21 protein-coding genes and 1 pseudogene are annotated in these 23,460 nt (G+C 67.7%); 15 read left to right on the forward strand and 7 right to left on the reverse strand.

The window, feature by feature from the left end:
• From ACN4F8_RS22480 to ACN4F8_RS22495, 4 genes are all read left to right on the forward strand, one after another.
• Positions 1 to 393, forward strand: a complete 393-nt coding sequence (locus tag ACN4F8_RS22480; protein ID WP_419475608.1) for a RidA family protein — start codon at positions 1 to 3, stop codon at positions 391 to 393.
• Positions 394 to 583: 190 nt separating this feature from the next.
• Positions 584 to 1,861: a PQQ-dependent sugar dehydrogenase gene (locus ACN4F8_RS22485; protein WP_419475609.1), complete on the forward strand. Its 1,278-nt coding sequence runs from the start codon at positions 584 to 586 to the stop codon at positions 1,859 to 1,861.
• A 95-nt stretch (positions 1,862 to 1,956) separates the two neighbouring features.
• Positions 1,957 to 2,274 (forward strand): c-type cytochrome, encoded by a 318-nt coding sequence (locus ACN4F8_RS22490; protein ID WP_419475610.1) that lies wholly within the window; start codon positions 1,957 to 1,959, stop codon positions 2,272 to 2,274.
• 30 nt (positions 2,275 to 2,304) lie between these two features.
• Entirely contained in the window at positions 2,305 to 4,428 is a 2,124-nt protein-coding gene (locus tag ACN4F8_RS22495; RefSeq protein WP_419475611.1) for a TonB-dependent receptor family protein, read from the forward strand.
• Positions 4,429 to 4,446: 18 nt separating this feature from the next.
• On the opposite strand, the gene ACN4F8_RS22500 is transcribed toward ACN4F8_RS22495, so the two are convergent.
• The 4 genes from ACN4F8_RS22500 to ACN4F8_RS22515 all read right to left on the reverse strand — a co-directional run bounded on the left by ACN4F8_RS22500 (position 4,447) and on the right by ACN4F8_RS22515 (position 9,704).
• Positions 4,447 to 5,652 (reverse strand): sensor histidine kinase, encoded by a 1,206-nt coding sequence (locus ACN4F8_RS22500; protein WP_419475612.1) that lies wholly within the window; start codon positions 5,650 to 5,652, stop codon positions 4,447 to 4,449.
• Between the two features lie 163 nt (positions 5,653 to 5,815).
• Positions 5,816 to 6,394 (reverse strand): GAF domain-containing protein, encoded by a 579-nt coding sequence (locus ACN4F8_RS22505; RefSeq protein WP_419475613.1) that lies wholly within the window; start codon positions 6,392 to 6,394, stop codon positions 5,816 to 5,818.
• Positions 6,395 to 6,463: 69 nt separating this feature from the next.
• Positions 6,464 to 7,105 (reverse strand): response regulator, encoded by a 642-nt coding sequence (locus tag ACN4F8_RS22510; protein ID WP_419475614.1) that lies wholly within the window; start codon positions 7,103 to 7,105, stop codon positions 6,464 to 6,466.
• Positions 7,106 to 7,109: 4 nt separating this feature from the next.
• Positions 7,110 to 9,704 carry a PAS domain S-box protein gene (locus tag ACN4F8_RS22515; RefSeq protein WP_419475615.1) on the reverse strand — a complete coding sequence of 865 codons (2,595 nt, stop codon included), beginning with the start codon at positions 9,702 to 9,704 and terminating at the stop codon, positions 7,110 to 7,112.
• A 227-nt stretch (positions 9,705 to 9,931) separates the two neighbouring features.
• Between ACN4F8_RS22515 and ACN4F8_RS22520 the strand changes: the two genes are divergently transcribed.
• The 4 genes from ACN4F8_RS22520 to ACN4F8_RS22535 are packed head-to-tail and all read left to right on the forward strand — an operon-like array spanning position 9,932 to position 13,971.
• Positions 9,932 to 10,465 carry a spore coat U domain-containing protein gene (locus ACN4F8_RS22520; protein ID WP_419475616.1) on the forward strand — a complete coding sequence of 178 codons (534 nt, stop codon included), beginning with the start codon at positions 9,932 to 9,934 and terminating at the stop codon, positions 10,463 to 10,465.
• A gap of 8 nt (positions 10,466 to 10,473) precedes the next feature.
• A complete protein-coding gene (locus tag ACN4F8_RS22525) occupies positions 10,474 to 11,190 on the forward strand; it encodes a molecular chaperone (RefSeq protein WP_419475617.1) in 717 nt (238 codons plus the stop codon).
• The gene (locus tag ACN4F8_RS22530) at positions 11,144 to 13,471 is read left to right on the forward strand and encodes a fimbria/pilus outer membrane usher protein (RefSeq protein ID WP_419475618.1); all 2,328 of its coding nucleotides are present in this window, start codon (positions 11,144 to 11,146) and stop codon (positions 13,469 to 13,471) included. The genes ACN4F8_RS22525 and ACN4F8_RS22530 overlap by 47 nt, the downstream gene beginning before the upstream one ends.
• Positions 13,471 to 13,971 (forward strand): spore coat U domain-containing protein, encoded by a 501-nt coding sequence (locus tag ACN4F8_RS22535; protein ID WP_419475619.1) that lies wholly within the window; start codon positions 13,471 to 13,473, stop codon positions 13,969 to 13,971. Before ACN4F8_RS22530 ends, ACN4F8_RS22535 begins: the two co-directional genes overlap by 1 nt.
• Here ACN4F8_RS22535 and ACN4F8_RS22540 read toward each other — a convergent pair.
• A complete protein-coding gene (locus ACN4F8_RS22540) occupies positions 13,965 to 14,399 on the reverse strand; it encodes a hypothetical protein (protein WP_419475620.1) in 435 nt (144 codons plus the stop codon). The two genes, ACN4F8_RS22535 and ACN4F8_RS22540, sit on opposite strands and share 7 nt — an antisense overlap.
• 231 nt (positions 14,400 to 14,630) lie before the next feature.
• On the opposite strand from ACN4F8_RS22540, the gene ACN4F8_RS22545 reads away from it, so the two are divergent.
• A complete protein-coding gene (locus ACN4F8_RS22545; RefSeq protein ID WP_419475621.1) occupies positions 14,631 to 14,825 on the forward strand; it encodes a hypothetical protein in 195 nt (64 codons plus the stop codon).
• 70 nt (positions 14,826 to 14,895) lie between these two features.
• Here ACN4F8_RS22545 and ACN4F8_RS22550 read toward each other — a convergent pair whose 3' ends face one another.
• Together ACN4F8_RS22550 and ACN4F8_RS22555 are read right to left on the reverse strand one after the other, a co-directional pair.
• A complete protein-coding gene (locus tag ACN4F8_RS22550; protein ID WP_419475622.1) occupies positions 14,896 to 16,047 on the reverse strand; it encodes an ABC transporter substrate-binding protein in 1,152 nt (383 codons plus the stop codon).
• 187 nt (positions 16,048 to 16,234) lie between these two features.
• A complete protein-coding gene (locus tag ACN4F8_RS22555; RefSeq protein WP_419475623.1) occupies positions 16,235 to 17,956 on the reverse strand; it encodes an AMP-binding protein in 1,722 nt (573 codons plus the stop codon).
• Positions 17,957 to 18,085: 129 nt separating this feature from the next.
• On the opposite strand from ACN4F8_RS22555, the gene ACN4F8_RS22560 reads away from it, so the two are divergent.
• The 6 genes and pseudogenes from ACN4F8_RS22560 to ACN4F8_RS22585 all read left to right on the forward strand — a co-directional run.
• Positions 18,086 to 19,279 (forward strand): helix-turn-helix domain-containing protein, encoded by a 1,194-nt coding sequence (locus ACN4F8_RS22560; protein WP_419475624.1) that lies wholly within the window; start codon positions 18,086 to 18,088, stop codon positions 19,277 to 19,279.
• A 131-nt stretch (positions 19,280 to 19,410) separates the two neighbouring features.
• Positions 19,411 to 20,967: a PQQ-dependent dehydrogenase, methanol/ethanol family gene (locus ACN4F8_RS22565; RefSeq protein WP_419475625.1), complete on the forward strand. Its 1,557-nt coding sequence runs from the start codon at positions 19,411 to 19,413 to the stop codon at positions 20,965 to 20,967.
• A gap of 124 nt (positions 20,968 to 21,091) precedes the next feature.
• Complete coding sequence (locus tag ACN4F8_RS22570; protein ID WP_419475626.1) at positions 21,092 to 21,424, forward strand: c-type cytochrome; 333 nt, start codon at positions 21,092 to 21,094, stop codon at positions 21,422 to 21,424.
• Between the two features lies 1 nt (position 21,425).
• Positions 21,426 to 22,331 (forward strand): substrate-binding periplasmic protein, encoded by a 906-nt coding sequence (locus tag ACN4F8_RS22575; protein WP_419475627.1) that lies wholly within the window; start codon positions 21,426 to 21,428, stop codon positions 22,329 to 22,331.
• Between the two features lie 93 nt (positions 22,332 to 22,424).
• On the forward strand, positions 22,425 to 22,922 hold the full coding sequence (locus ACN4F8_RS22580; protein ID WP_419475628.1) for a DUF1810 domain-containing protein: 498 nt from the start codon (positions 22,425 to 22,427) through the stop codon (positions 22,920 to 22,922).
• A 293-nt stretch (positions 22,923 to 23,215) separates the two neighbouring features.
• Positions 23,216 to 23,460, forward strand: a pseudogene (locus tag ACN4F8_RS22585) (transcriptional regulator); the annotation flags it as partial.

Consider the following 23,460-nt stretch of genomic DNA (forward strand, 5'->3'; position numbering starts at 1 on the left):
ATGAAAATTCTTCAACCGCCCGGCTGGGCCACCCCAAAAGGTTATGCCAATGGCATCGCCGCGCGCGGCACCCACGTGTTCGTGGGCGGCCAGATCGGCTGGAACGCCAGCCAGACCTTCGAGAGCGACGACTTCATCGCGCAGACGCGCCAGGCGCTGCTCAACATCCGCGACGTGCTGGCCTGCGCCGACGCCGGGCCGCAGCACATGGTGCGCATGACCTGGTACATCACCGACCGCGTGGAATACAACCACCGCCTGCGCGAACTGGGCGAGGCCTACCGCGAGGTGATGGGCAAGAACTTCCCCGCGATGACTTGTGTGGAGGTGAGCGCGCTGGTCGAAGAGCGGGCGAAGGTGGAGATCGAAGTGACGGCGGTGGTGCCCGACTGAGCGCCCGCAGCACACCGCGCTCGATACCCTGAGGGGGTAGAGAAGTCGCGTAGCACGACCGGCGGGCATTTCAAGCGGCGCAACAGTCATTCCCCCACCAACCATGGGGATTGCAAAGTGGCCCTGTTTCCCTTGAGAATGATTTTCTCGAAACGTTACTTTCGAGATCTAAATCACACAGAGGAGACATATGAAAAGCACCAAACTGTTGCTGGCCTTGATGGCCTGCGGCCTGGCCACAGGCGTCCTGGCACAAGCTGGCAAGGACAACCTGTCCACACTCAAGCAGATGAAGGTCTCAGGTGTTGACCTGAACATTCCACCGGTCCCGCAGGAAGGCAAGAACGCCGATGCGATCCGCGCCAACCTCAAGGCCGTGAAGCTGCCGCCCGGCTTCAAGATCGAGCTCTACGCCGTCGTGCCCGATGCGCGCCACATGGCGGTGGCCCCCAGCACCAACATGCTCTTCGTGGGCACCCGCAAGACCCGCGTGTGGGCCGTGACCGATCGCAATGGTGACGGCGCGGCCGACGAGGTCAAACCCTTCGCACCGTCGATCAACTTCAAGGTGCCCAACGGCGTGTGCTGGACCAAGGACGGTTTCCTGGTGGTGGTCGAGCACAACCGCGTGCTCAACTTCCCCGCCGCCGAGTTCTTCTATGAAGGCCCGGATGTGGCCGTGATCGAGGTGGTGCCCCAGGGCGGCCTGATCCCGGTGGAAGAGGAGTCGTTCAACCACGGCGCGCGCACCTGCCGCGTGGCCGACGACGGCATGCTGTATGTGACCCTGGGCCAGCCGCACAACGTGCAGCCGGCAGGCAAGGTCGACCTGTACGACAAGATCGGCATCGGTGGCGTGGTGCGCATGAACGCGTTCGACGGCTCCAAGCGCGAGGTGTTCTCTCGCGGCATGCGCAACTCGGTCGGCATGGACATCAACCCCAAGGACAAGTCGGTGTGGTGGACGGACAACCAGACCGATGGCCTGGGCGATGATGTGCCACCGGGCGAACTCAACCGCGCCACCAAGGTCGGTGAGCACTTCGGTTACCCCTACTGGAACGGCAAGTTCAAGGTGGCGGGCACAGCGGCAGCACCCGATCTCAAGGACATGAAGGAGCCCGCCAACGCGGTCTTCCCGCAGGTGGAGTTCCCGGCCCACCAGGCCCAGCTCGGCATGACCTTCTACAACGGCAAGCAGTTCCCGGCCAAGTACCAGGGCGGCATCTTCGTGGCCTCGCACGGCTCGTGGAACCGCAGCCAGGCCACCGGCGCGCTGATCAACTTCATCCCGCTCAACGCCAACGGCACCGCAGGCAAGTCCGAGGTGTTTGCTGAAGGCTGGCTGGACGGCAACGGCGTCTACAAGGGCCGCCCGGTGGACGTGGCGCCCATGAAAGACGGTTCGCTGCTGATCTCTGATGACTACGTCGGCGCGATCTACCGCGTCACCTACTCGCCGAACTGATTTCGGCGTCCCTCCGGGATCGGTCCCGATCCCTCGCGCAGGCGGCCCACGCGGGCCGCCTGCGCGACCTCACGTTTGAACGAACCCTCATTCCCATGCGAACTTTTCTTCTGATGGCCGCCGCTGCATTGAGCATGAGCGCTGCCTCTGCCGCCGACCCGGCGGTCGGCCGCACCAAGGCCAACATGGCCTGCGCGGTCTGCCACGGCCCCAACGGCATGTCGATGATGCCCAACGCACCCCACCTGGCGGGCCAGCCCGCCATCTACCTGGTGGAGCAGCTCAAAAACTACCGCAGCGGCAAACGCGCGCACGAGGTCATGGGCGTGATCGCCAAGCCCCTGACCGACGCCGAGATCGAAGACCTCGCCGCCTGGTACTCGTCGTTGCAGATCAGCGTGCAAGCACCCTGACACCCCCGATTTTCAAGACACCGTCCCACCATGCAAGTGCGCTCCCTGGTTCTTTTCCCCCTGGCCGTGCTGCCCGCGTGGCTGCACGCCCAGACCACGCCACCACCGCCCGACGCCGATGGTGGTGCGCTGGCCCCGGTGGTCATCACCGGCAGCGGCTCGGCCGACCAGCGCTGGCGCGGCGCGGCCACGGTGGACGTGGTCGACGGCAGCGAGCTGCGCAACGGCCAGTTGCAGATCAACCTGTCCGAGGGACTGGGGCGCGTGCCAGGCCTGGTGATCCGCAACCGTGAGAACTACGCGCAAGACCTGCAGGTGTCGATTCGCGGCTATGGTGCGCGCTCCACTTTTGGCGTGCGCGGCGTGCGCCTCTTTGTCGACGGCATCCCCGCCAGCGCGCCCGACGGCTCCGGCCAGGCGGCCAACTTCCCGCTGGGCAGCGCCGAGCGCATCGAGGTCGTGCGCGGGCCGTTCGCATCGCTCTACGGTGCCTCCAGCGGCGGCGCCATCCTGCTCTACACGCAAGACGGTGGCAGACCCGGCGAAGTGCGCGCGGGTGTGGCGGCCGGCGCCAACGGTCTGTGGCGTTTTTCCACCCAGGCGAGTGGCCAGACCGGCACGGCCGAGGCGCCGGGTTGGTCGTACACGCTGGACGTGGGCAAGTTCGCCACCGACGGCGCACGCCCGCAGTCGTCCGCGCACCGCAGCACGGCCAACGCCAAGCTCTCGCGCGCGCACGAGGGTGGACGCACCACCATCGTGTTCAACCGGCAGAGTGCGTTTGCGCTGGACCCGCAGGGGCTCAGCCGTCCGCAGTTTGACGCCGGTACGCCGTTGACGACGCCTCAGGCCATTCAGTTCAACACCCGCAAATCGGTCTCGCAAACGCAAGCTGGCGTGGCGTGGGATCAGGCACTGGGCAACGGCCACAAGGTCGAGTTGATGGGTTACGCCGGGCAGCGTCGGGTGATTCAGTTCCAGTCGATCCCGGTGGCCAATCAGAACCCAGCCCTGTTCCCCGGCAATTCCGGCGGCGTGATCGACCTTGATCGCGACTACTGGGGTTTCAACGCCCGCTGGCGTCTGCAGCGCGAGTGGCAAGGTGGTCAGTTGAACCTGAGCGCTGGCCTCGCCGGCGACCGCCAGACAGATCTGCGGCGTGGCTACCAGAACTTCGTGGGCAGCACGGTCGGCGTGACGGGCGCTCTGCGTCGCGACGAGACCAACACTGCGACCACCCTGGACCCTTACGCGCAGGCGGCCTGGCAAATACAGGACTGGACGTTCGAGGGCGGATTGCGTCGTGTCGGGGCGCGCTTTGAATCGTCCGACGTGTTTCTCTCCAACGGCGACCAGAGTGGGGGAAACCGCTACAGCGCCTGGCTGCCCGTGCTGGGCGTGCGCTGGCAGCTTTCACCGCAGACGCAAGCCTTCGCGTCGATCGGCCGCGGCCTGGAGACACCCACGCTGAACGAATCGGCCTACAGCGTCGGGGGAGCAGCAGGCTTCAACACCGACCTCAACGCAAGCAGGAGCACACAGACAGAGATCGGTCTTCGTGGTCGCAACGCAGCTGGCCTGTGGAATGCCACGCTGTTCGACATTCGCACCCGAGACGAGATTGTCTCGGCGGGCACGGTCGATGGTCGGGCAAGCTTCACCAATGGAGGCAGCACGAAACGCCAGGGAGTTGAGCTGTCGGCCGAGTACGGCATGGGCAACGTCACGCTCAGCGGTGCATACACCTACCTTCGCGCGCGCTACGGAAGTGGCACCGCCAGCATCCCGGCCGGCAACCGCCTGCCGGGTCTGCCAGAGCACCAGTTCTTCTCCCAGCTGGCCTGGGCTCCGGCTTTCGCATCGGGCATTGGCGGTGTGTTCACGTTGGAGGCACGGCACACCGGCAGCGTGTTCGCCAACGATGCCAACAACCCCACCACTGCACTGGCCGAGAGGCACACCCTCCTGGGCATCGGCGCCCGCTTCGAGCAAACCACCGGCGCCTGGACCTGGCGCGAGTTCGTGCGCATCGACAACCTCACCGACAAGAAGCACGCCGGTTCGGTGATCGTGAACGACGGCAACAGCCGCTTCTTCGAACCCGGTCTCGGCCGCTCGCTCTCGGCCGGCGTCGAGCTCACGCGGCGCTTCTGAGCGCAGGCCGCGCAGCCCTCAAGCGGGCAGCCGGCCGAACTCGCTCTCGGGGTCGATCACCTGCGCGGGCAGGCTGATGGCAAAGGTGCATCCTGCGCTGGATGCCTGCTCGCACCAGATGCGCCCGCCATGGCGCTCCACAATGCGCTGGGCCAGCGCCAGGCCGGTGCCGATGCCCTCGTAGTCCATCGAGTGGTGTTGTCGCTGGAACAGGGCAAAGAGGTTGGGCGCATGCTCCAGGTCGAAGCCCACGCCGTTGTCCCGCACGAACACCACCCGCTCGCCGGTGCTGTCGGTCCACTGACCGATCTCGATGCGGGCCGCCGGCCGGGTGCGTGTGAAGTTCACCGCGTTCTCCAGCAGGTTGCGCAACACCTCGGCCAGCAAAATCGCGTCGCCGCGCACCTGCGGCAGGTCGTCGTCGATCACCCATTCGATCGAGCGTGCCGGGTGCTCGGCCTGAAGGTGCCGCACCACGCCCTGCACCAGCGGGCTCAGCGGCACCTGCTGGCGTGCCAGCGAGACGCGGCCCATGCGCGCGTACTCCAGCAAGCCCTCGATCATCAGACCCATGCGCTTGCTGGCTTTGGCGATCGAGGTCTGGTACTGCAGCAGCTGGCTGTCCGCGGTGGGGCCCAGGCGCTCCTGCGTGAGCGCCACAAAACTGGAAATGTGGCGCAAGGGCGCGCGCAAATCGTGCGAGACGCTGTGCGAGAACACGTCGATGTCCTTGTTCGCGGCCATCAGCTGGTTGGTGCGCCGGGCCACGCGCTGCTCCAGTTCGCGCTTGAGTTCGGCCACGCGGCGTTCGGCCTGGCTGCGCGCGGTTGCGTCCAGCACCACCGCGCTGGCGGACGCAAACTTGCCCTTCGCATCGAGCACCGGCTCGGTGCCGACCTCAACCCTGAACACGCGGTCGTCGGGGCCTTGGATGTCGATCTCCAGCGGTGCGCTGTGGCCGCCGCGCGAGAGCAAGGCCAGGTGAGAACCGAGCAAGGCGCGGGGATGCGGATCGGTCTGGTGCACCAGGCTCAGGAAGTCGGTGGGCTTGGTGGGTCGTCCGCCGGTGAATTCAGCGGGGTCCAGCGCCAGCCATGCGATCAGCGTCTGGTTCATGTGGACCACGCGCAGCTCGGCGTCGATGCTGAGCAGTCCACAGGGCGCTCGGTCGTAAGGGGTGCACGGCCCGCCGGAGGGTTCGTGGGAGGCTGTCGTGTTGTCCATGGCGTCTGGTTCCAGAGGAGACACAGGGAGGGCGATCAGCGGCCGCACACACCAGCTTCGCAGGGTCTGCGGATGCGGCTGCGCGTTTCAGTATCGACCAAAAGCCGGCGCGGCGGTGCGACTATTTTGCCGGGCACCGCCCGGCACGCCAGCCTGTGGGCATTCACTTGGGTTTGAGGTTCCAGTCCGGAATGTCCCGGGGCGCCGGCATCACGTTGCGTCCGTCAAGCCGCATCGCTGTGAGCTTGGCGGTCATCTCCAGCGTCTTCAGGTCTTCCGGGTTCGGGTTGTCCTGGGGACTGAACGAGAAGCTGCACAAGGTGCCGTAGACCTCGCCGTTCTTGAGCACGATCGGCGTGCTGATGTGGGTACCGATGGAGAACGGCAACTGGTCCATCAACGCACTGGCCACCGGGTCGGCGCGCGCATCGGCCATGAAGCGCGGCAGGCGTCCGTCCACCACGCGCTGGCACCAGCTCTGCTCCAGCTCGTCCGAGTCACCCACAGAGACGGTCTGGCGCACGCCGCTGGTGGCCACCTGGCGAAACACGCGGCGTCCATCGACAAACTCGGAGCAGAACACCACATCCATGTTCATGCGGTCGCGCAGGGTCTTGAGCACGTCGGTGATGGTGCGGTCGAGCATGTCGTCGGACTGGTCGGCGGTGGCCACCATCAGTTCGGAAATGGTGACGTGCAGGTCGGTGGGCTCGTAGCCCAGATCGTGAATGTTGGCTTTCATGGCATCTATTGTCTCGACGAACCCCGCCTGGATCGAGGTTCGATGGTGTTTCGAAGTGTGTTCAACGCTTCACATGTCGTCCGCGCTGATGATGCCTTCGCGGATCGCCAGGCGCACCAGGGCCGGCACATCGTGCACATCGAGCTTGGCCATGATCCGGCTGCGGTAAGACTCCACCGTCTTGCGCGAGAGGTGCAGCTGTTCGCTGATGGCCACACTGGTGAGGCCGCGCACCACCAGCTGGATCACCTGGCGCTCGCGCCCGGAGAGGGCCTCGATCGGCGTGGGCGCGTTGTCCTGCGCCATCAACTCGATGGCGAGCTGTGCCACCTCGGGGCCCAGGTGCTTGCGGCCCGAGGCCACCGCCTCCACCGCCTTGAGCACCTCGGTGGCCGGTGAGCCTTTGAGCACATAGCCGGCAGCGCCCAGGCGCAAGGCCTCGGCCACATGGCGCGGCTGGGCCGACATGGTCAGCACGATGGTGCGCGCGGTGGACTTGCGTTTGTGCAGTTGCTCCAGCACCTCGAAGCCCGAGCGCTGGCCCAGTTGAAGATCGAGCAGCACCACGCCGGGCGAGAGGCGCAACACCTCCGAGAGCGCCTGGGTCGGCTGGTCGGACTCGCCCACCACATGGTGTCCTGCGTCTTCGAGCACGGCGCGCAAACCATCACGCACGATGGCGTGGTCGTCGATGAGGTAGATGTCGCTCATGGCTTCAAGTCGTTTCAGAACGGTGTTCGGTCCATGACACGGACCGGGTACCAGCAGGCCTGCGTGTCCATGTCAGCGAGATTTCGGTGCCTCCCGAGGCAGACGCCTGCACCTGCAGCTGTCCGCCGATGGCCAGCGCCCGCTCGCGCATGCCCACCATGCCCAGGTGACCGGGGCGGCCAAAGCTCAGGCTGTCGTTCAGCCCGATGCCGTCGTCGCTCACCCGCAGCCACAGCTCATCGGCGCTGCCTTCGAGGTGCAGCTCGATGGCGCTGGCCGAGGCGTGCAGCAGTGCGTTGCCGGTGGCTTCGCGCGCGATCATGAAGGCCGCGTACTCCACCTCGGCGGGCCAGCGCAGGCCTTCGGTGTCTGTGCCCACGTCCAGCGTGAGCACCACCGATTCGGCCTCGATCGAGCGCACGCGGACCTCGTTGTCCAGCGCGGCCTGCAGGCCTTGTTCCTGCAGCAAGGGCGGGCGCAGCTCCACCAGCGCCTGCCGCACCTCCTGCACCGCCTGTTCGATCAGCTGACCGATCAGCCGCAGGCGTTCCTGCTGCCGGGGTTCGAGTTGCTCCACCCCGCGGCGGCTGAACACGTCGAACGACAGGCGGGTGGCGCTCAAGGTCTGGCCCAGCTTGTCGTGCAGCGTCTGGGCCAGGCGCTGGGTGGTGACTTTTTCCTGGTCGAGCAGGCGCTGAGCGAGGTCGGAGAGTTCGGTGCGGTAGCGGGCCATGGCCTGCTCGACACGCACGCGCTCGGTCACGTCGCGCAGGATCGCGGTCAGCAGTTTCTTGCCGCGCACCGTGACCTGCGAAATGGACGCCTCCAGCTCCAGCAACTGGCCGCTGGCGTGCAGGCCGCGCACATGGCCGGCGGCCATGGGCCGGGTGGTGGCGCGGGAATCGGCAAACCGGTGCATGTAGCCGCGGTGGTGGTCGCGGTCTTCCCCCGGCAGCAGGATGTCCAGGTTCTGGCCGACCATGGTGTGGGCCGGATGGCCAAAGATGCGTTCGGCGGCCGGGTTGAAGAGGCTGACGCAGCCCTCGACGTCCACGCTGATGACCGCATCGCTGGCCGAATCGATCACGGCGGCGAACACCTCGCCCTGCTCGCGCTCGTGGCGCTCGGCGGTGAGGTCGTGCACCTGCGCCAGCAAGCCGAACGAGCGGCCATCCACGCCCACCACTTTGATCAGCCGCCAATCGCCCCACATCTCGCTGCCATCGCGGCGCAGCATGTGGCCCACGAACTCCCACGGCCCGCGACCAGCAGCGACCTCGGCGCGTATCGCTTCGCGCTCCTGTGCACCCGAGGCACTGGGCAGTACCTCGGTGACCGGGCGCCCATGGGCCTCGGCGGCGGTCCAGCCAAACACCTTCTCGCAGGCCAGGTTCCAGAACACCACACGCAGGTCGTCGTCCACCAGGTACACCGGAGCGGGCAGGTGCTGCAGCACCGCCTGCAGGCGGCCGGTGTCGTACAGCACTTGCGCCAGCAACTGCTCACCGGGCGAGGTGCCCGAGCCGGGTTTGGGCAGGCGGCGCAGTTGCTCGGCAATGACCTTCAAATACGTGTCGGGGGTGTCGGTGGTCTGGGGGCCGAGCTGGTCGGCCACCGCGTCCAGCATCTGGCTGTACGGACGGGCCAGCCGGCGCGAGAGCCAGAAGCCGGCCGCGCCCAGGATCAGCACGGCGGTGCCGCCCACCATCAAGACCGTGCGCTGCAACTGGACCACCGGCAACAGCACCGCGTCCAGCGGCTGGCTGGCCACCACCCGCCAGCGGGGCCGCAGGCTGGAATCGGTCGGGCTCACCGCCTGGCTCGACAGCACATGCTGGCGTCCGTCGGCGCCCTGGTGCACCAGCAGCGTGCCCGGGCTCGCCGCCACAGCCTCGCGCCAGCTCTCTCCCATGCCGGGCTGCAGCGCCCCCTGCAGCAGCGTGCCCTGTTCGTCGAGCAAGGCGAGCTGCAGGGAACGCTGCGCGAATTCGGGCCCCAGCGCTTCCTTGCGCAAACCCTCGAAATACGCAGCATCCAGGTGCGCCGCCATCACGCCCTGCAACAGGCCGTTGGCCTGCACCACCGGCATCGCCAGATCGGCCAGCTCGGCAGGAACCGGCAGGTTGGCGCGCTTGAGCGGCTCGATGAGGGCCTTCGGGGGGTGAAAACTGCCGAACCACAGCCCCTGGCTGCCGTTGACAAACACCGGCCGCTGCTGGATCGAGGCGCCTTCGAGGATGCTGTTGGTGGCCAGTTGCACCACGCCGTCCAGATCGGTGACACCAATCCACACATACGAGTTGGTGACGTCCTTGAGCCGACCCAGCTCCGAGCGCAGCAGATCGGGCGGCACATTGGTGGCGGCCAGCCGCGCGACCAGTTCGAGCTCGACGACACGACGCGCCAGCACACGCTCGATGCGGTCGGCGTACTGCTGCGCCGTCTGCTCGACGCGGTACTCGGCGCGGCGCTCCAGCTCGCGGCCGACGATCCGGTCGGTGGCCACCACCAGCAGCCCGAGCAGCAGCAGGGCCAGCAGCGCGGGCAGCAAGGGCAGCAGCCAGTGAACGGCGCGCTGACGTTGTCGGATGGCAGCCATGTCGGAAGCGGTCCTCCTTGGGGTGGGGCCCGATGGGCCTGCAAAAAACCGTTGCAGAACATCATGCCCCAAAACCGGGGAGGGTATTTCTCGCGACAGGAATCCAGCTTTCCCTACACAGGTTGCACTGCAGCATGCCGATTCACCTTGCATGTGCCAGAGAAGACCCGGGGAGGGCGCCAGGGCACTCCACCCGGCATTGCGCTCCATTGAAAGGAAGTCCGATCATGAACAACCACCTTGCATCACTGCTCCGCCCGGCCCACCGAGGCCTGCGCCACACCCTGTCATGGCTGGTGCTGCTCACCTTGCTCGTTGCCGCCCAGAGCGCCCGGGCACAAACCAGCACCACGACCTTCACCGTCACCGCCACCGTGCTGCCCAGTTGCACCGTCTCCGGCGGCGTGCCGCTGGCGTTCGGTGTGGTCACCCCCGGCGTGCAGCAAGACGGCAACGTGCTGATCTCGGCCGTCTGCACCGTGGGCACGCCCTACACGCTCGGCCTGGACGCGGGCACCGGCACCGGCGCCACGGTGGCATCACGGCGCATGACCAGCGGTGGCGACACCCTGGAATACGCCCTGTTCCAGGACGCCGCCCGCACCACCCCCTGGGGCGACGGCACGGTGGGCACCAGCACCCGCAGCAGCACCGGCACCGGCCTGCAGCAATCGTTCACGGTCTATGGCCGGGTACCTTCCAGCGCCGCTGCGGCGGTGGGAACGTACTCGGACACGATCACCGTGACAGCCACCTACTGAGCCCCGCCATGACCGCCCGCAACGCGTTCGCTCAAGGCCTGGCCGCTGCGGCCTTGCTCGCGGGCATCGCGGCGTGGCCAGCAGACGCCCTGGCGTTTCAGGTGCGCCCGGTGCGCCTGGACCTGGGCAACCGCCAACCCACCGCCCAGCTGATGGTGTCCAACCCCACCGCACGCCCTTTGCTGATCCAGGCCGAGGCCTTTGACTGGTCGCAGGACCAGGACCGCGACCAGCTCCAGCCCAGCCAGGACCTGATCGTGAACCCGCCCATTTTTGAACTCGCCCCCGGCGCCCAGCAGGTGGTGCGGGTGGGTTTGCGCCGCGCGGCGCAGGACGGCGTGGAGCGGCCCCACCGCATCTGGCTCAGCCAGGTGGCCACCACACCGGCGGATGGCGACAGCGGCGTGCAGATGCTGCTGCGCCTGAGCTTGCCGGTGTTTGTGGTGGGCACCGGCACCGGTGCAGCACAGGCACGGTGGCAGCGCCACGCCCAGGACGGCGTGGTGGAACTCAACAACCCCGGCGCGCGCCACCTGCATGTGCGCGAACTGCGCCTGCAGGCCGAGGACACCGCACCCACCAGCCTGGGGCCGTGCTACGCGCTGCCGGGCGGTCGCTGCCGCTGGCCACTGCCGGCCGCGCTGCGCCACAAGACCTTGCGCATCGAGGCCGACAGCGATGCCGGCACCCTGCGCAGCCAGTTCGATGCCGTGGTCGCGCAATGAGCGTCGGGTCGTCCTGACCGCCGCACTCCTGATCGGGCCGGGCCAGGTGCTCGCCGCCCATCAGGTGCGCCTGCTCGATGTGTGGATCAACGGCCAGTCGGCTGACGCCAACGCCTTCATCGTCGAAGAAGACGGCCGCTTCTTTGCCTCGGCCAAGGCCATGGCCGCCTGGCGTCTGAAGCCGGTGGACCTGGCGCGCACCATCGACGGCGAACCCCACCACGGCCTGTATGCCTGGAACCCGCAGCTGCGCGCCAGCACCCAGCGCTTGGAGCTCATGGCCGCGTCTGCCGCCTTCGCGAACCAGGTGATGAACATGGCCGAGTCGGGCAACGCGGCCGCCGCGCTCAGCCAGACCAGCCTGGGTCTGGCGCTGGACTACACCCTGAACATGGACCGCGACAGCAATGGCAGCCAGTCCACCGCGTTCCTCGATCTGCGCGCCTTCGGCCTGACGGGCCAGGGCGGGCTGCGCCACAGCGGTGTGCTGCAACTGGGCGCGGTGCCCGGCAGCGAGCCGCGTTTTCGCCGGCTCGACACCACCTGGCACCACGCCGAGCCCGACACCTTGTGGCGCACCACCGTGGGCGACGCGCTGAGCTGCGGCGGCGAGCTCGCGCCCACGCTGCGCTTTGCCGGCGTGCAGATGCGCTCCGACTTCGGCCTGCAGCCCGAGCAGGTCCACCACCCCCTGCCCTCGGTGCAGGGCAGCGCCCAGGTGCCCAGCGGCATCGACCTGCTCATCAACGACCGCCCGGCCGGCAGCGTGGCGGTGGGCTCCGGTCCGTTTTCGCTGGACACCCTGCCCACCGTCACGGGCGCGGGCGAAATCCGCATCGTGCAACGCGATCTGCAAGGCATCGAGCAGGTGCGCTCGGTGCCCTACTACACCAGCCCGCGCCTGCTGCGCTCGGGTCTCACCGACAGCTGCTTTGAAGCCGGCATGCTGCGGCTCAACCAGGGCCTGCCCGGCGACCGCTACGAAGGCCGCTTTGCCGCCGCCTCGGTGCGCCACGGCTGGAGCAACACCGTCACCACCCAGGCGCGGGTGGAGACCAGCGACCTGGTGCGCAGCCTGCGCCTGGGCGGGCACTGGATTCCCGCGCAGTGGGGCGTGCTCAGCGGGCAGGCCGCGCTCAGCCAGGCCGACGGCGTGGGCAGCGGACACAGCCTGCGCCTGGCGCTGGAGCGCATCACACGCCAGTACCACCTGAGTGCCAGCATCGAGAGCGCGGACGAGCACTTCCGCCAGCTCGACGGCACCCGCGCACCCGCCCGGCGCACCGCGCTGTTTGGCGGCTGGAACGCCGGCCTCACCAGCTGGTCGGCCGGCGGCATCTGGCAGACCGGTGCCACCGGCCTGCGCACCCGCGTGCTCACCGCCTCGGTGCAGCGGCGCATGGGCGCCGACTGGCACATGGGCCTGAGCGCTCTGCACCGTGAAGACCGCTGGAGCGTGGCCCTGATGCTCACCCGCCAGCTCGACCGCGAAACCACCGCCGCCGTGCGCGCCCAGAGCGGCCCGGAGAACACCCTGGCCGTGCAGGCGCAGCGGCACGAGCCGGTCACCGGCGGGCCGGGCTGGCGGGTGCAGGCCGGCACCGGCCAGGCGCGCGCGCTCGGTGCCGTGAGCTGGCTGGGCGACGCCGGGCGCGTGGAGCTGCAGGCCGCACGCGTGGGCCGCACCAACGACACCGCCCTGCGCGCCACCGCCAGCGGCGGCGTGATCTGGCTGGGCGGCGGCATGCCGGTGGCCGGCCGCGCGCTGGGCGAGGGCGTGGCCGCACAGATCGAGGTGGAGGGCATGCCCGGGGTGGGCATCCGGCTCAACCACCGCGAAGTGGCCGTGACCGACGAGAGTGGCCGCGCCTGGGTCCATGGTTTGCAACCCTGGGAAGACAACGTGATCGGCGTCTCGGCCGAAGCGCTGCCCATGGACATGCTGCTGTCGTTTCCCGAGATGCGGCTGCGCCCGCGCGCGCAGTCGGTGGTGCAGGCGAAGTTTCCGGCGCGGCGCAGCCGCTCGGTGCTGCTGGCCGTGCGGATGCCCGATGGCGAACCCGTGGCAGCCGGCTCGCGCGCGCGCCGCGCCGACGAAGCCCCCGGCAGCGGCGCACCGTTCGCCCAGGGCGGCAAGGTGTATCTGAACGATGTCGAGGACATCAACCGCATCCGCATCGACGGCCCGCAAGGCGTCTGCCACCTGCTCTTTCAGGTGCCGGACGCCGCCACCATCCAGCCCGAGATCGGCCCACTCACCTGCCAGGCGCACCCACTGTGATGAAACGAACCGTCCTCGCCGGCCTGATGCTGCTGGGCACCCTGGGCACCCTGGGCGCCATGGACGCCCGCGCCAGCAGTTGCGCCGTGGCGGTCACGCCGCTGGCCTTTGGGGGCTACACCTCGCCCGGCGGACCCCGCGTGGACAGCGCCGCCAGCGTGGTCGTGACCTGCACCCCCACCTACCTGCTGCTGGCCTGCAACGTGGCCTACACGCTCTCGCTCTCCAGCGGTCTGGTGGGCACCCCCGGCAACCGGCAAATGGCCAGCGGCGCAGGCCGCCTGCACTACTCGCTGACCAGCGATGCCGCCCGCAGCACGCCCTGGGGCGATGGCGGGGCGGGTGGTGGCACCGTCGGGGGCGCCATCTCCACAGGTTTGCTGGGTTTGTTGTGCCTGCAGGGCACCCGCGCCCACACCGTGTATGGCCGCATACCGGCCAACCAGAGCGTGCCGGCCGGCACCTACCTCGATCAGGTGACCCTGACCATCACTTACTGAACCGTGGGTGGCCTCTGCTGCGCCTGCGCGCGGAAATGGCGCCGGACCCACCAGTCCGTGGCCTTGTCCAGCTCGGACCAATGCCAGTGGCTGTCGGGCGCATCGCCGTGCATGCCGCTGGGCGCGTCAAAGTTCATCACCACCAGATCGGGGCTCACGCTGCGCAGGCGCGTGCTCAGCGACGAAGCACAGGCGCGCTCCAGCCGCGCGTCCACGATGGCCAGCTGAGGCACAGACGCCCGCGCGTGCTGCAGCGCATCTTCGGGGTCGGGAATCCAGTGCACGTGCGCAGCCTGCGGCCAGCGGCGGGCCAGGCAGCGCACCTTCTGCAGGTGCTCACCCCGCGCGCACACAAGCAAAACCTGGAGCAACGGGGCGCTGGGCAACGGAATCAGCGGAACATCGGACGGCGTGACGGGGACTTGCATGACGGACTTTCGGGGCGAATGCAGATACATACGGTTGCATCTTCAGCAGGGCTCCACTGTCTCGCGCATCGGCTCGCCCGGCTGCCGGGAATGCTGGATCACCGCCGCCGGGATCACCCTTCCATCTCAGGCCCTGGGGCTCTGCCCCTGATGCTTCATTAGCGATTCTGATGAATCAGGCACTTGGAACGCCCCACACTTAAAATACGGGTTAACCCTTAGAGAGTTCCCATGTTGAAGTTGTTCAAGACCTTTTTCCAGACACCCCGCTTTCAGACCGGCGTTCGCGTCAACCGCCTGCACCTGGGCAGCCTGGACCGCACCGACGGTCGCGTGGTCGCCCACACCGACCAGGGCGTGCTTGTCGAGTGGCCGCGCAACGGCTCCGGCTGGGAGCGGCCCACCGCGCTCTGCCAGCAAGGCTGAGTCCGGCGCCTCCCGGCCGGGAAACAAAAAACGCCAGCATCTGCTGGCGTTTTTCATGGTGCTGTGCGGCTCAGGTGCGCACGCGTCCGTCGCCCGTGAGCATGGAGAGCTCGGCGTAGCGCGAGGCCACGTGGTTGGTCGGGCTCAGCGACACCGAGTAGCCACCGATGGAGGTGGTGCCGATCGATTCCAGACCACCGATGAAGCTGTCGCGCGTGAGGCGCGAGCCCGAGCGGCGCAGACCTTCGGTGAAGAGCTTGGCGGCGAGGAAACCTTCCATGCTGGAGAAGTTGGCCTGCACCTTGTTGCCGCCCTTGCCGATGGCCTCCTGAAACTCGCGCGAAATCGGTTTGGACGCCGTGTACGGCGTGGGCATCACCTGCGACACCACCACACCGGCGCCGTCTTTGCCCAGCTCGTCGGCCAGCGCCTGCGTGCCCACAAACGACACGTTGTAGAAAGTGCCGCCGTATCCCGCCGCCTTGGCCGCACGGATGTAGGCCGCGCACGATTTGTAGGCGCTGATCTGCACCACCGCGTCGGGTTTGGCCGCGTTGATCTTCTCCACCGCCTGGGCCACGTCCACCGAATTGCGCTCCACCGTGGCGGTGGCCACCGGCTCCAGGTTGCGCGACTTGAGCGCCAGCACCGTGCCGTCCAGGCCGGCCTTGCCGTAAGCGTCGTTCTGGTGGAACACCGCGATCTTCTTCAGCCCCAGGTTGGTGAGCTGGCGCACGATGAGTTCGGTCTCGTCGTTGTAGGACGCGCGCAGGTGGAAGGCGAGCCGGTTGAACGGCTGGCGCAGGCCCATGGCGCCGGTGAAGGGTGCGAAGAAGGGCACGTCGGACTTGAAGGCCAGCGGCAGCGCGGCCACGCTGGTGGGCGTGCCGATGTAGCCGAAGAGCGCGAACACGTCGGCCGCGATCAGCTTGTTGGTGTTCTCCACGCAGCGGTCCGGCTCGTAACCGTCATCGAGCTGCAGTATTTCCACGCGCTGCTGGTTCACGCCGCCCTGGCCGTTGAGCTGGTCAAAGAACAGCTTGGCACCCGCATGAAACTGGATGCCCAGCTGCGCAGCGGCACCGGTGAACGCGGCCGACTGGCCCAGCAGGATGCGGTTGCCCGACTGCGCACGCAGACTGGAGGCACCGAGCGTGGCCACACCAGCAACAAGGCCGCTGAAGCGGCGGCGTGAGATGCCGGGAACGGTGGTGGATGTCATGGGGTGGTCGGCTCCAGAAAAGGCAACGGAGGCGGGTGCGATCTGCACCGGGCCTCCGAAGGCGTTGCAAGAAATTGTGTTTCCTGATGCTACCCACCCCAGTACCGGATCGGAACGCACTTGGTCCCGTCAGTGAACCGCTCATCGGGCTGCGGGCGCCACAATCCCCGCCCGGACGGTCGGAGCCTCAGTCGTCCTGGCGCAGGTTCGGAAAGTCGCTTTCCAGAAACTCCCCTGCTCCGCGCGCGCCGGCCACCTGGCGCTCCACCTCTTGCGCGCGCAGCTGCACGCGGCGGATCTTGCCCGAGATGGTTTTGGGCAGTTCGCTCACGAACTCGATGCGGCGCACCCGCTTGTAGGGCGCGAGCTGCTGGCGCGCGAACGCAAAAATGGCCTCGGCCAGCGCCGGCCCCGGCGTGAATCCGGGCGCCAGCAGCAGGTAGGCCTTGGGCACCGCCGTGCGCACCGGGTCCGGGCACGGCACCACCGCCACCTCCACCACCGCTTCATGCTCGATGAGCGCGCTCTCCAGCTCGAAGGGACTGATGCGGTAACCCGAGGCCTTGAACACGTCGTCGGCCCGACCCACGAAGGTGAGGTAGCCGTCGGCGTCGCGCGCGGCGGTGTCGCCCGTGTGGTAGTGGCCACCACGCATCACTTCCGCGTTTTTCTCGGGCGCGTCGAGGTAACCCACCATCAGGCCCAGCGGGCGCGCGCTCAGGTCGATGCAGACCTCGCCTTCGTCGGCCTCATGCCCATCGGCGTCCAGCAGCGTGATCTTGTAGCCTGGCAGCGGCAGGCCCATGGAGCCGGGTTTGAGCGGCAGGCCCGGCGCGTTGCCGACCTGCGCGGTGGTCTCGGTCTGGCCGTAGCCGTCGCGCAGCGTGAGGCCCCAGGCCTTGCGGATCTGCTCGATGATTTCCGGGTTCAGCGGCTCGCCCGCGCCGATCACCTCGCGCAGCGCCAGGCGCCCTTGCCACGCGGCCAGGTCTTCCTGGATCAGCATGCGCCACACCGTGGGCGGCGCGCACAGACTGGTGATGCGGCAACGCTCCAGCTCGGCCAGCAAGCCCTGCGCACTGAAGCGCGGCGTGTTGTAGATGAAGACGCAGGCGCCCGCGTTCCACGGCGCGAAGAAACAGCTCCAGGCGTGCTTGGCCCAGCCCGGCGAAGAGATGTTCATGTGCACGTCGCCGGCCTTCAAGCCGAGCCAGTACATGGTGGAGAGGTGGCCCACCGGGTAGCTCTGGTGCGTGTGCAGCACCAGCTTGGGCTGCGAGGTGGTGCCCGAGGTGAAGTACAGCAGCATCGGGTCGGTGGCGCGGGTCGTGCCCTGTGGGTCGAACGCGGTGGCCGCGTCTTTCGATGCGGCGAAATCCACCCAGCCCGGCTGCGGCGCGCCCACGCAGATGCGCGAGAAACCGCCCGCAAGGGCTTCGAACTTGGGCACCTGCACGGTACCCACCACCACGTGTTTCACATGGCCACGTGCGATGCGGTCGCGCAGGTCGTCGGGTGTGAGCAGCGAGGTGGCCGGAATCAGCACCGCGCCCAGCTTGATGGCCGCCAGCATGGTCTCCCACAGCGCGATTTCGTTGCCCAGCACCATGAGCACGCGGTCACCGCGCTGCACACCTTGCGCGCGCAGGAAATTGGCCACCTGGTTGGAGCGTTGCGCGAGCTGCGCGAAAGAGAACCGCGCCTCGGTGCCGTCGGCGTCCACGATCCACAGCGCAGTGGCATCGACGCCCGCGGCCATGGCGTCGAAGTGATCGATCGCCCAGTTGAAATCGGTGAGCTCGGGCCAGCGGAACTGCGCGCTGGCCGCAGCGGGATCACCGCGCAAGGCCAGCAACTGGTCGCGGGACTTCAGAAAGGCTTGGGCACTGGCACTGGGCGGGTGGTTCATGTTGTCTCGTTCGTTTGGGATGGCGGTGACTCGGACGATCGTAGACGCCGCACAGGCGCGACAGCCGCTCAGTACTTTCCCTAGGCCGCATGTGGACCGCAGCGGTACACATTCAGACGCTCACCCGACATGCCACACCCACCCAAGCTCCCTTCAGCGTTCGGCCATGCCGCGCCGCCGCGCACCGCAGGCCTGTTTTTTGCCACGCCCGAGCAGCGTGTGGCGCTCGCGCGCGAGATGTTTTTTGACGAAGGCCAGCGCCCCTCGGGTCTGGTGCCGGAGCTGGTGATCCAGTCGTGGATGCGCTGCACGGTGGCCAACCGCCGGCCCTCCGAGTCGATCAACCTGGAGCCGGTGACAAAGGCGCGCATTGCCAGCGCGCTGGCGCGCAACCGCCTGCTGCTGCAAGCGGCCAGCCACGATCTGCAGCAGCTTGACGCCGCGCTGGCCGGCACGCCGTGCAAGGCCTTGCTCACCGGGCCCGATGGCGTGCTGATCCAGGCCACGCCCACCGCACGCGGCGAGGGCAGCCTCATGCCGCATGTGGCTCGCGTGGGCGTCAACCTGGACGAAAACCACATGGGCACCACCGCGCCCAGCGTGGTGGCGCGCACCGGTGAGGCCTGCGTGGTGCGCGGCGCGGAACACTTCTTCACCGGTGTCTCGGTCATGCAGTGCGCGGCCGCGCCCATCCGCAATGCGCGAGGCGATCTGGCCGGCGTGCTCGATCTCTCCACCGAAGGCGAGGCCTTCCGCTTTGATGCCGCCGCCATGGTGCGGCTCTACGCCACCGCCATTGAAAACCGGCTGTTTGAAGCGCAGTCGGCAGCCCTGCTGTTGCTGCGTTTCCAGTCGAGCCCGGCGCTGCTGCACACGCCGCTGGAAGGCCTGGCGGCGGTGGACGGGCTGGGCCGCGTGGCCTGGCTCAACCAGACCGGTGCGAGCCTGCTCGGCGCCGAGCGCGTGCCCGCCCGGCCCACCGATGCCGAGGCCTTGTTCGGGCTCGGTCTGGAGGACCTGCTGGCGCTGTCCCACCGGGGCCAGGCACAGCCCCGCCAGTGCCCCAACGGCCTGACCCTGTGGCTGCAGGCGCGCCACGAAGCGCCCCACGCACCCGCCATCGAACAGCCGCCACCTCAGGCTGACGAGGTGACCACGGCCACCGATGCGCCGGCCATCCCGACGCTGCACCACGCCAACCGAGCCCTGATCGAAGCCACGCTGGCGGCCTGCGACGGCAACGTCTCGCGCGCCGCGCGCCAGCTCGGTGTGTCGCGTGGTCTGCTGTACCGCCGCCTGGGCGAGTGGCGCGGCGGACACTGAAACTGTTCCACGCCAGAACAATTGACCGGGTGGGAAAACCCGAAGTGGTGGGCATCGGCAAAACGGTTGACCATGCAAAGGTTCACCCACGGCGACCGACGACTTCCGACCACAACACTGGAGACAACGACATGAACCTGAAACGCCAGATCATGAGCGGTTTGATGATGGCCACTCTGCTGGGCGGTGTGCAGGCCCAGAGCCTCACCGACCTGCGCAACGATAACGTCACCCCCGGCGACGTGCTGACCTACGGCATGGGCTACAACAACCAGCGCTACAGCCCGCTCAAGCAGATCAACACCGGCAACGCGGCCAAGCTGAGCCCCACCTGGGCCTACAGCCTGAACAACCCGCAGGGCCAGGAGTCGCAGCCCATCGTGCATGACGGGGTGATGTACATCACCACGCACAACACCACGGTGGCGCTCAACCCGCTCACCGGCAAACAGATCTGGAAACAGGAAATCGAGTTGCCGCAGGACGTCTTCAAGATGGCCTGCTGCGGCATCCTGAACCGCGGCGCTGCCATCTTCGACGGCAAGCTCTACCGCAGCACGCTGGACGCCCACGTGATCGCGCTGGACCTCAAGACCGGCAAACAACTCTGGAAGAGCAAGGCCGCCGACTACCTCGACGGCCAGGCCATGACCAGCGCACCCCTGATCGCCAACGGCGTGGTGCTCACCGGCATCGCCGGTGGCGAATACGGCACGCGCGGTTTCATCGACGGCTGGGACCCGGCCACCGGCAAGAAACTCTGGCGCTTCTTCACCACCGCAGCACCCGGCGAGAAGGGTGGCGACACCTGGCCCGGCGACACCCACCTCAAAGGCGGCGCGCCCACCTGGCTGACCGGCGCCTACGACCCCGAGCTCGACCTCGTTTACTGGGGCACCGGCAACGGCGGCCCCTGGAACCCCAACGTCCGCCTGGGCGACAACCTCTACATCAACACCGTGCTGGCCATCCGGCCCAAGACCGGTGAGCTGGTGTGGCACTACCAGTTCTCGCCCAACGATCCCTACGACTACGACTCCACCGAAGTCGGCATGCTGGTGGACATGAAGATCGGCGGCAAGAACCGCAAGGTGCTGACCCAGGCCAACCGCAACGGCTTCTTCTACGTGCTCGACCGGGCCACCGGCGAACTGCTCGCCGCCAACCCCTACGTCAAGGTCAACTGGGCCGAGCGCATCGACCTCAAGACCGGCCGCCCCGTGCTCTCGGAGGCGGACAAGAAGGCGCGTGCCGGTGAAGACGTGGAAATCTTCCCCTCGGTGCTCGGCGGCAAGAACTGGACCCCGATGTCGTGGAACCCGGCCACGGGTCTCGCCTACGCCAACACCCTCAACATCAGCTGGCCCTACCAGCTGGCCAAGCCCGAATACAAAAAGGGCGAGTGGTACCTGGGTGTGAACTTCCGCGGCGTGAACATGCCCAAGGACCAGCCGCACGGCTACTTGAGCGCCATCGATCCCATGACCGGCAAGAGCAAGTGGCAGATGGCCTGGCCCGGCCAGCCGAGCATGGCCGGCACGCTGTCCACCGCAGGCAACCTGGTGTTCACCGGCGCGGCCACGGGTGAGTTCATGGCGGTGGATGCGCGCAACGGCAAGAAGCTGTGGGAGTTCCAGACCGGCTCCGGGATCATCGGCCTGCCCGTGACCTGGGAACACAAGGGCTAGCAGTACGTGAGCGTGGTCTCGGGTGCTGGTGGCGTTTGGGCCCTGCTGGGCGACGAACGCATGGGACAAACCCCCGCTGGTGGATCGCTCTGGACCTTCTCACTCAATTGATGATCATCTGACGATGCGACAACCGCTGATGTGGTTGTGCGGCGCGGCCCTGATCGGGGCCGCGCACGCACAGACAACCCCACCGCCGACCTTCGATCTGGCGGCCATTGAAAAAGGCCGCGAGCAGTACCACCGCACCTGCGCGCAGTGCCATGGTCGCAACATGGTCAACGCCGGCACCACCGTGTACGACCTGCGCCGCTTCCCGCAAGACCAGCCCGACCGCTTCATACAGTCGGTGGTCAACGGCAAGGGCAACATGCCCTCGTTCAAGGACGCGCTGGACATGCAGGCGGTGCAGGCGCTCTGGGCCTATGTGGGCTCGCGTGGTGGCAAGGAGCCCTGAGATGAAGCCTTACCTGACCGGCCTTTTGCTCAGCCTAGCGGCCATCACCGTCCACGCCGCCGAACCACTGACCGTGTGCATGAGCGAAGAAAACGCGCCACTGTCATACAGAACCAAAAGCCAGGTGGCCGGCTTCGATGTGCTGCTGGCGCGGGCGATTGCCAGCGAACTTGGCCGCGACCTGCGCGTGGTGCCGTTCGAGTCCGAGGTGGAGAAGGAGACGATGCTGACCCACGAGGTCAACGCCCTGCTCTCGGCCGGCATCTGCGATCTGGTGAGCGGCTTCCCGCTGCTGGCCAGCGACCTCGGCGCCCCCACACGCGAGCGCTTCAAGACACCCGACTACCCCGGCGCCAAACGCCAGCGCGACCGCCCCTTCGTGCCGCTGGGCACGCTGGTGGCCAGCCGCCCTTACCAGGGCACGGCGCTGTCGATTGCGTTGCGATCCGGGCAGCCACCCGTGCGCACGCTGGCCGACCTGCGCGGGCGCAAGGTGGGCGCGGTGGCCGGCACGCTCGAAGGCACCTTGATCTCCATGTACCGGGGCGGCTATCTGCACACCAGCATGGTCTCGATGGGGCAACGCGAAGACGCCTGGGGAGCGCTCGACACCGGCCGCGTGGACGCCATGCTCATGACCAGCACCGCCGTGGACGCCCGCCGCCTGTTGCACCCCACCAGCCCGGTGCAACTCGCCGACTTCCAGCGCTCGCTGGGCATCAACCTCGGCTTCGTGGCGCTGCAGGGCCAGACCACGCTGCTCGACGCCACCAACCGCGTGATCGCACGCAGCCAGACCAGCGGCGAGATGCAACGCTGGGCCGCCGAAGCCGGCTTGCGGTGGCTGCCGCCCAGCCAGCCCGACGTGACGAGCACGCTGTCGTTGCCGGCATTGATGGCCGACTGACAACACCGCAGGTCGGCTCATCCCCCACCTGTGGTGGGCGCAGACACGCGTGCGTGATAGTTTTGGCACTCCGCATCAGCGCAGTGCCGCCACATGAACCTTCAACGCTTTCTCGACGCTCAAGCCCCCGTCTACGACCAGGCGCTCAACGAGCTCAAGGCGGGCTACAAACAAAGCCACTGGATCTGGTTCGTGTTCCCGCAGCACCGCGGCCTGGGCTGCAGCCAGCGGGCCCAGTTCTACGGCATCGAATGCCTGGATGAAGCCCGGGCCTTTCAGAAACACCCCGTGCTCGGCCCGCGCCTGCACGAATGCACCACCGCCGTGCTGCGCCACACCCAGAAATCGGCCAGCCAGATCCTGGGCGCACCCGACGACCTGAAGTTCTTCTCGTGCATGACGCTGTTCAGCGAAGCCGCGCCCGAAGAGCTGGTGTTTCGCCTCGCGCTGCAAGCCTTCTTCAACGGCGCCAAAGACCCCGAGACCTTGCGGCTGTGCGAGCTCACCTCGCGCAAACCCCTGGTCACACGCGCTGCCCCCGGCGGCCACCAGCACAGCCTGTCTGCGGTGTCCGAGCTGCACATGCGCTGAGGGGCTGCGCAACAGCCCGCGCATGGGTCGGGCGGCGTGGCGGTCTGATAAGGTCAAGTGCATGCCACACACAGGCCCTTGCACAGGCTCTGTCAATCAACATCCTTGACCTCATGCTGCCACTCCGACCCAGGGGCACCTCGCCATGACCGAAACCGAACTGCGGCGCATTCTGGCCAGCGGCGAAGACAGCCGCCACCAGTTCAAGCGCGACGCCACCAACGCCGACAGCCTGGCCGCCGAGCTGGCGGCCCTGGCCAACAGCGGGGGCGGTTGTTTGCTAGATGCAGCGCATGTTCCAGCGCGCGGGGCTGCTACAGGCCGATCAGGTGCCGGTACGCAATGCCACGTTGACGGACATCGACGAGCGGGCTTTGGGTCGCTATGTCGAGCGGCGGTATGGCCAGAACATGGAGGCGGCCGGCTTGCCGCTGGCGCAGCTGATGGAAAACCTGCAACTGGCGCAGGACGGCGTGCCCAACCTGGCGGGGCTGCTGCTGTTCGGCAAACAGCCGCAGCGCTTGCTGCAGGTCTGCCA

The organism is Hydrogenophaga sp. (assembly GCF_048549895.1).
In the GTDB taxonomy this organism is placed as follows: domain Bacteria; phylum Pseudomonadota; class Gammaproteobacteria; order Burkholderiales; family Burkholderiaceae_C; genus Hydrogenophaga.

Bases quoted from the DNA above. Each gene is read 5' to 3' on its own strand.
- ACN4F8_RS22480 (WP_419475608.1), top strand. From the start codon at position 1: ATGAAAATTCTTCAACCGCCCGGCTGGGCCACCCCAAAAGGTTATGCC.
- ACN4F8_RS22485 (WP_419475609.1), top strand. From the start codon at position 584: ATGAAAAGCACCAAACTGTTGCTGGCCTTGATGGCCTGCGGCCTGGCC.
- ACN4F8_RS22490 (WP_419475610.1), top strand. From the start codon at position 1,957: ATGCGAACTTTTCTTCTGATGGCCGCCGCTGCATTGAGCATGAGCGCT.
- ACN4F8_RS22495 (WP_419475611.1), top strand. From the start codon at position 2,305: ATGCAAGTGCGCTCCCTGGTTCTTTTCCCCCTGGCCGTGCTGCCCGCG.
- ACN4F8_RS22500 (WP_419475612.1), bottom strand. From the start codon at position 5,652: ATGGACAACACGACAGCCTCCCACGAACCCTCCGGCGGGCCGTGCACC.
- ACN4F8_RS22505 (WP_419475613.1), bottom strand. From the start codon at position 6,394: ATGAAAGCCAACATTCACGATCTGGGCTACGAGCCCACCGACCTGCAC.
- ACN4F8_RS22510 (WP_419475614.1), bottom strand. From the start codon at position 7,105: ATGAGCGACATCTACCTCATCGACGACCACGCCATCGTGCGTGATGGT.
- ACN4F8_RS22515 (WP_419475615.1), bottom strand. From the start codon at position 9,704: ATGGCTGCCATCCGACAACGTCAGCGCGCCGTTCACTGGCTGCTGCCC.
- ACN4F8_RS22520 (WP_419475616.1), top strand. From the start codon at position 9,932: ATGAACAACCACCTTGCATCACTGCTCCGCCCGGCCCACCGAGGCCTG.
- ACN4F8_RS22525 (WP_419475617.1), top strand. From the start codon at position 10,474: ATGACCGCCCGCAACGCGTTCGCTCAAGGCCTGGCCGCTGCGGCCTTG.
- ACN4F8_RS22530 (WP_419475618.1), top strand. From the start codon at position 11,144: ATGCCGGCACCCTGCGCAGCCAGTTCGATGCCGTGGTCGCGCAATGAG.
- ACN4F8_RS22535 (WP_419475619.1), top strand. From the start codon at position 13,471: ATGAAACGAACCGTCCTCGCCGGCCTGATGCTGCTGGGCACCCTGGGC.
- ACN4F8_RS22540 (WP_419475620.1), bottom strand. From the start codon at position 14,399: ATGCAAGTCCCCGTCACGCCGTCCGATGTTCCGCTGATTCCGTTGCCC.
- ACN4F8_RS22545 (WP_419475621.1), top strand. From the start codon at position 14,631: ATGTTGAAGTTGTTCAAGACCTTTTTCCAGACACCCCGCTTTCAGACC.
- ACN4F8_RS22550 (WP_419475622.1), bottom strand. From the start codon at position 16,047: ATGACATCCACCACCGTTCCCGGCATCTCACGCCGCCGCTTCAGCGGC.
- ACN4F8_RS22555 (WP_419475623.1), bottom strand. From the start codon at position 17,956: ATGAACCACCCGCCCAGTGCCAGTGCCCAAGCCTTTCTGAAGTCCCGC.
- ACN4F8_RS22560 (WP_419475624.1), top strand. From the start codon at position 18,086: ATGCCACACCCACCCAAGCTCCCTTCAGCGTTCGGCCATGCCGCGCCG.
- ACN4F8_RS22565 (WP_419475625.1), top strand. From the start codon at position 19,411: ATGAACCTGAAACGCCAGATCATGAGCGGTTTGATGATGGCCACTCTG.
- ACN4F8_RS22570 (WP_419475626.1), top strand. From the start codon at position 21,092: ATGCGACAACCGCTGATGTGGTTGTGCGGCGCGGCCCTGATCGGGGCC.
- ACN4F8_RS22575 (WP_419475627.1), top strand. From the start codon at position 21,426: ATGAAGCCTTACCTGACCGGCCTTTTGCTCAGCCTAGCGGCCATCACC.
- ACN4F8_RS22580 (WP_419475628.1), top strand. From the start codon at position 22,425: ATGAACCTTCAACGCTTTCTCGACGCTCAAGCCCCCGTCTACGACCAG.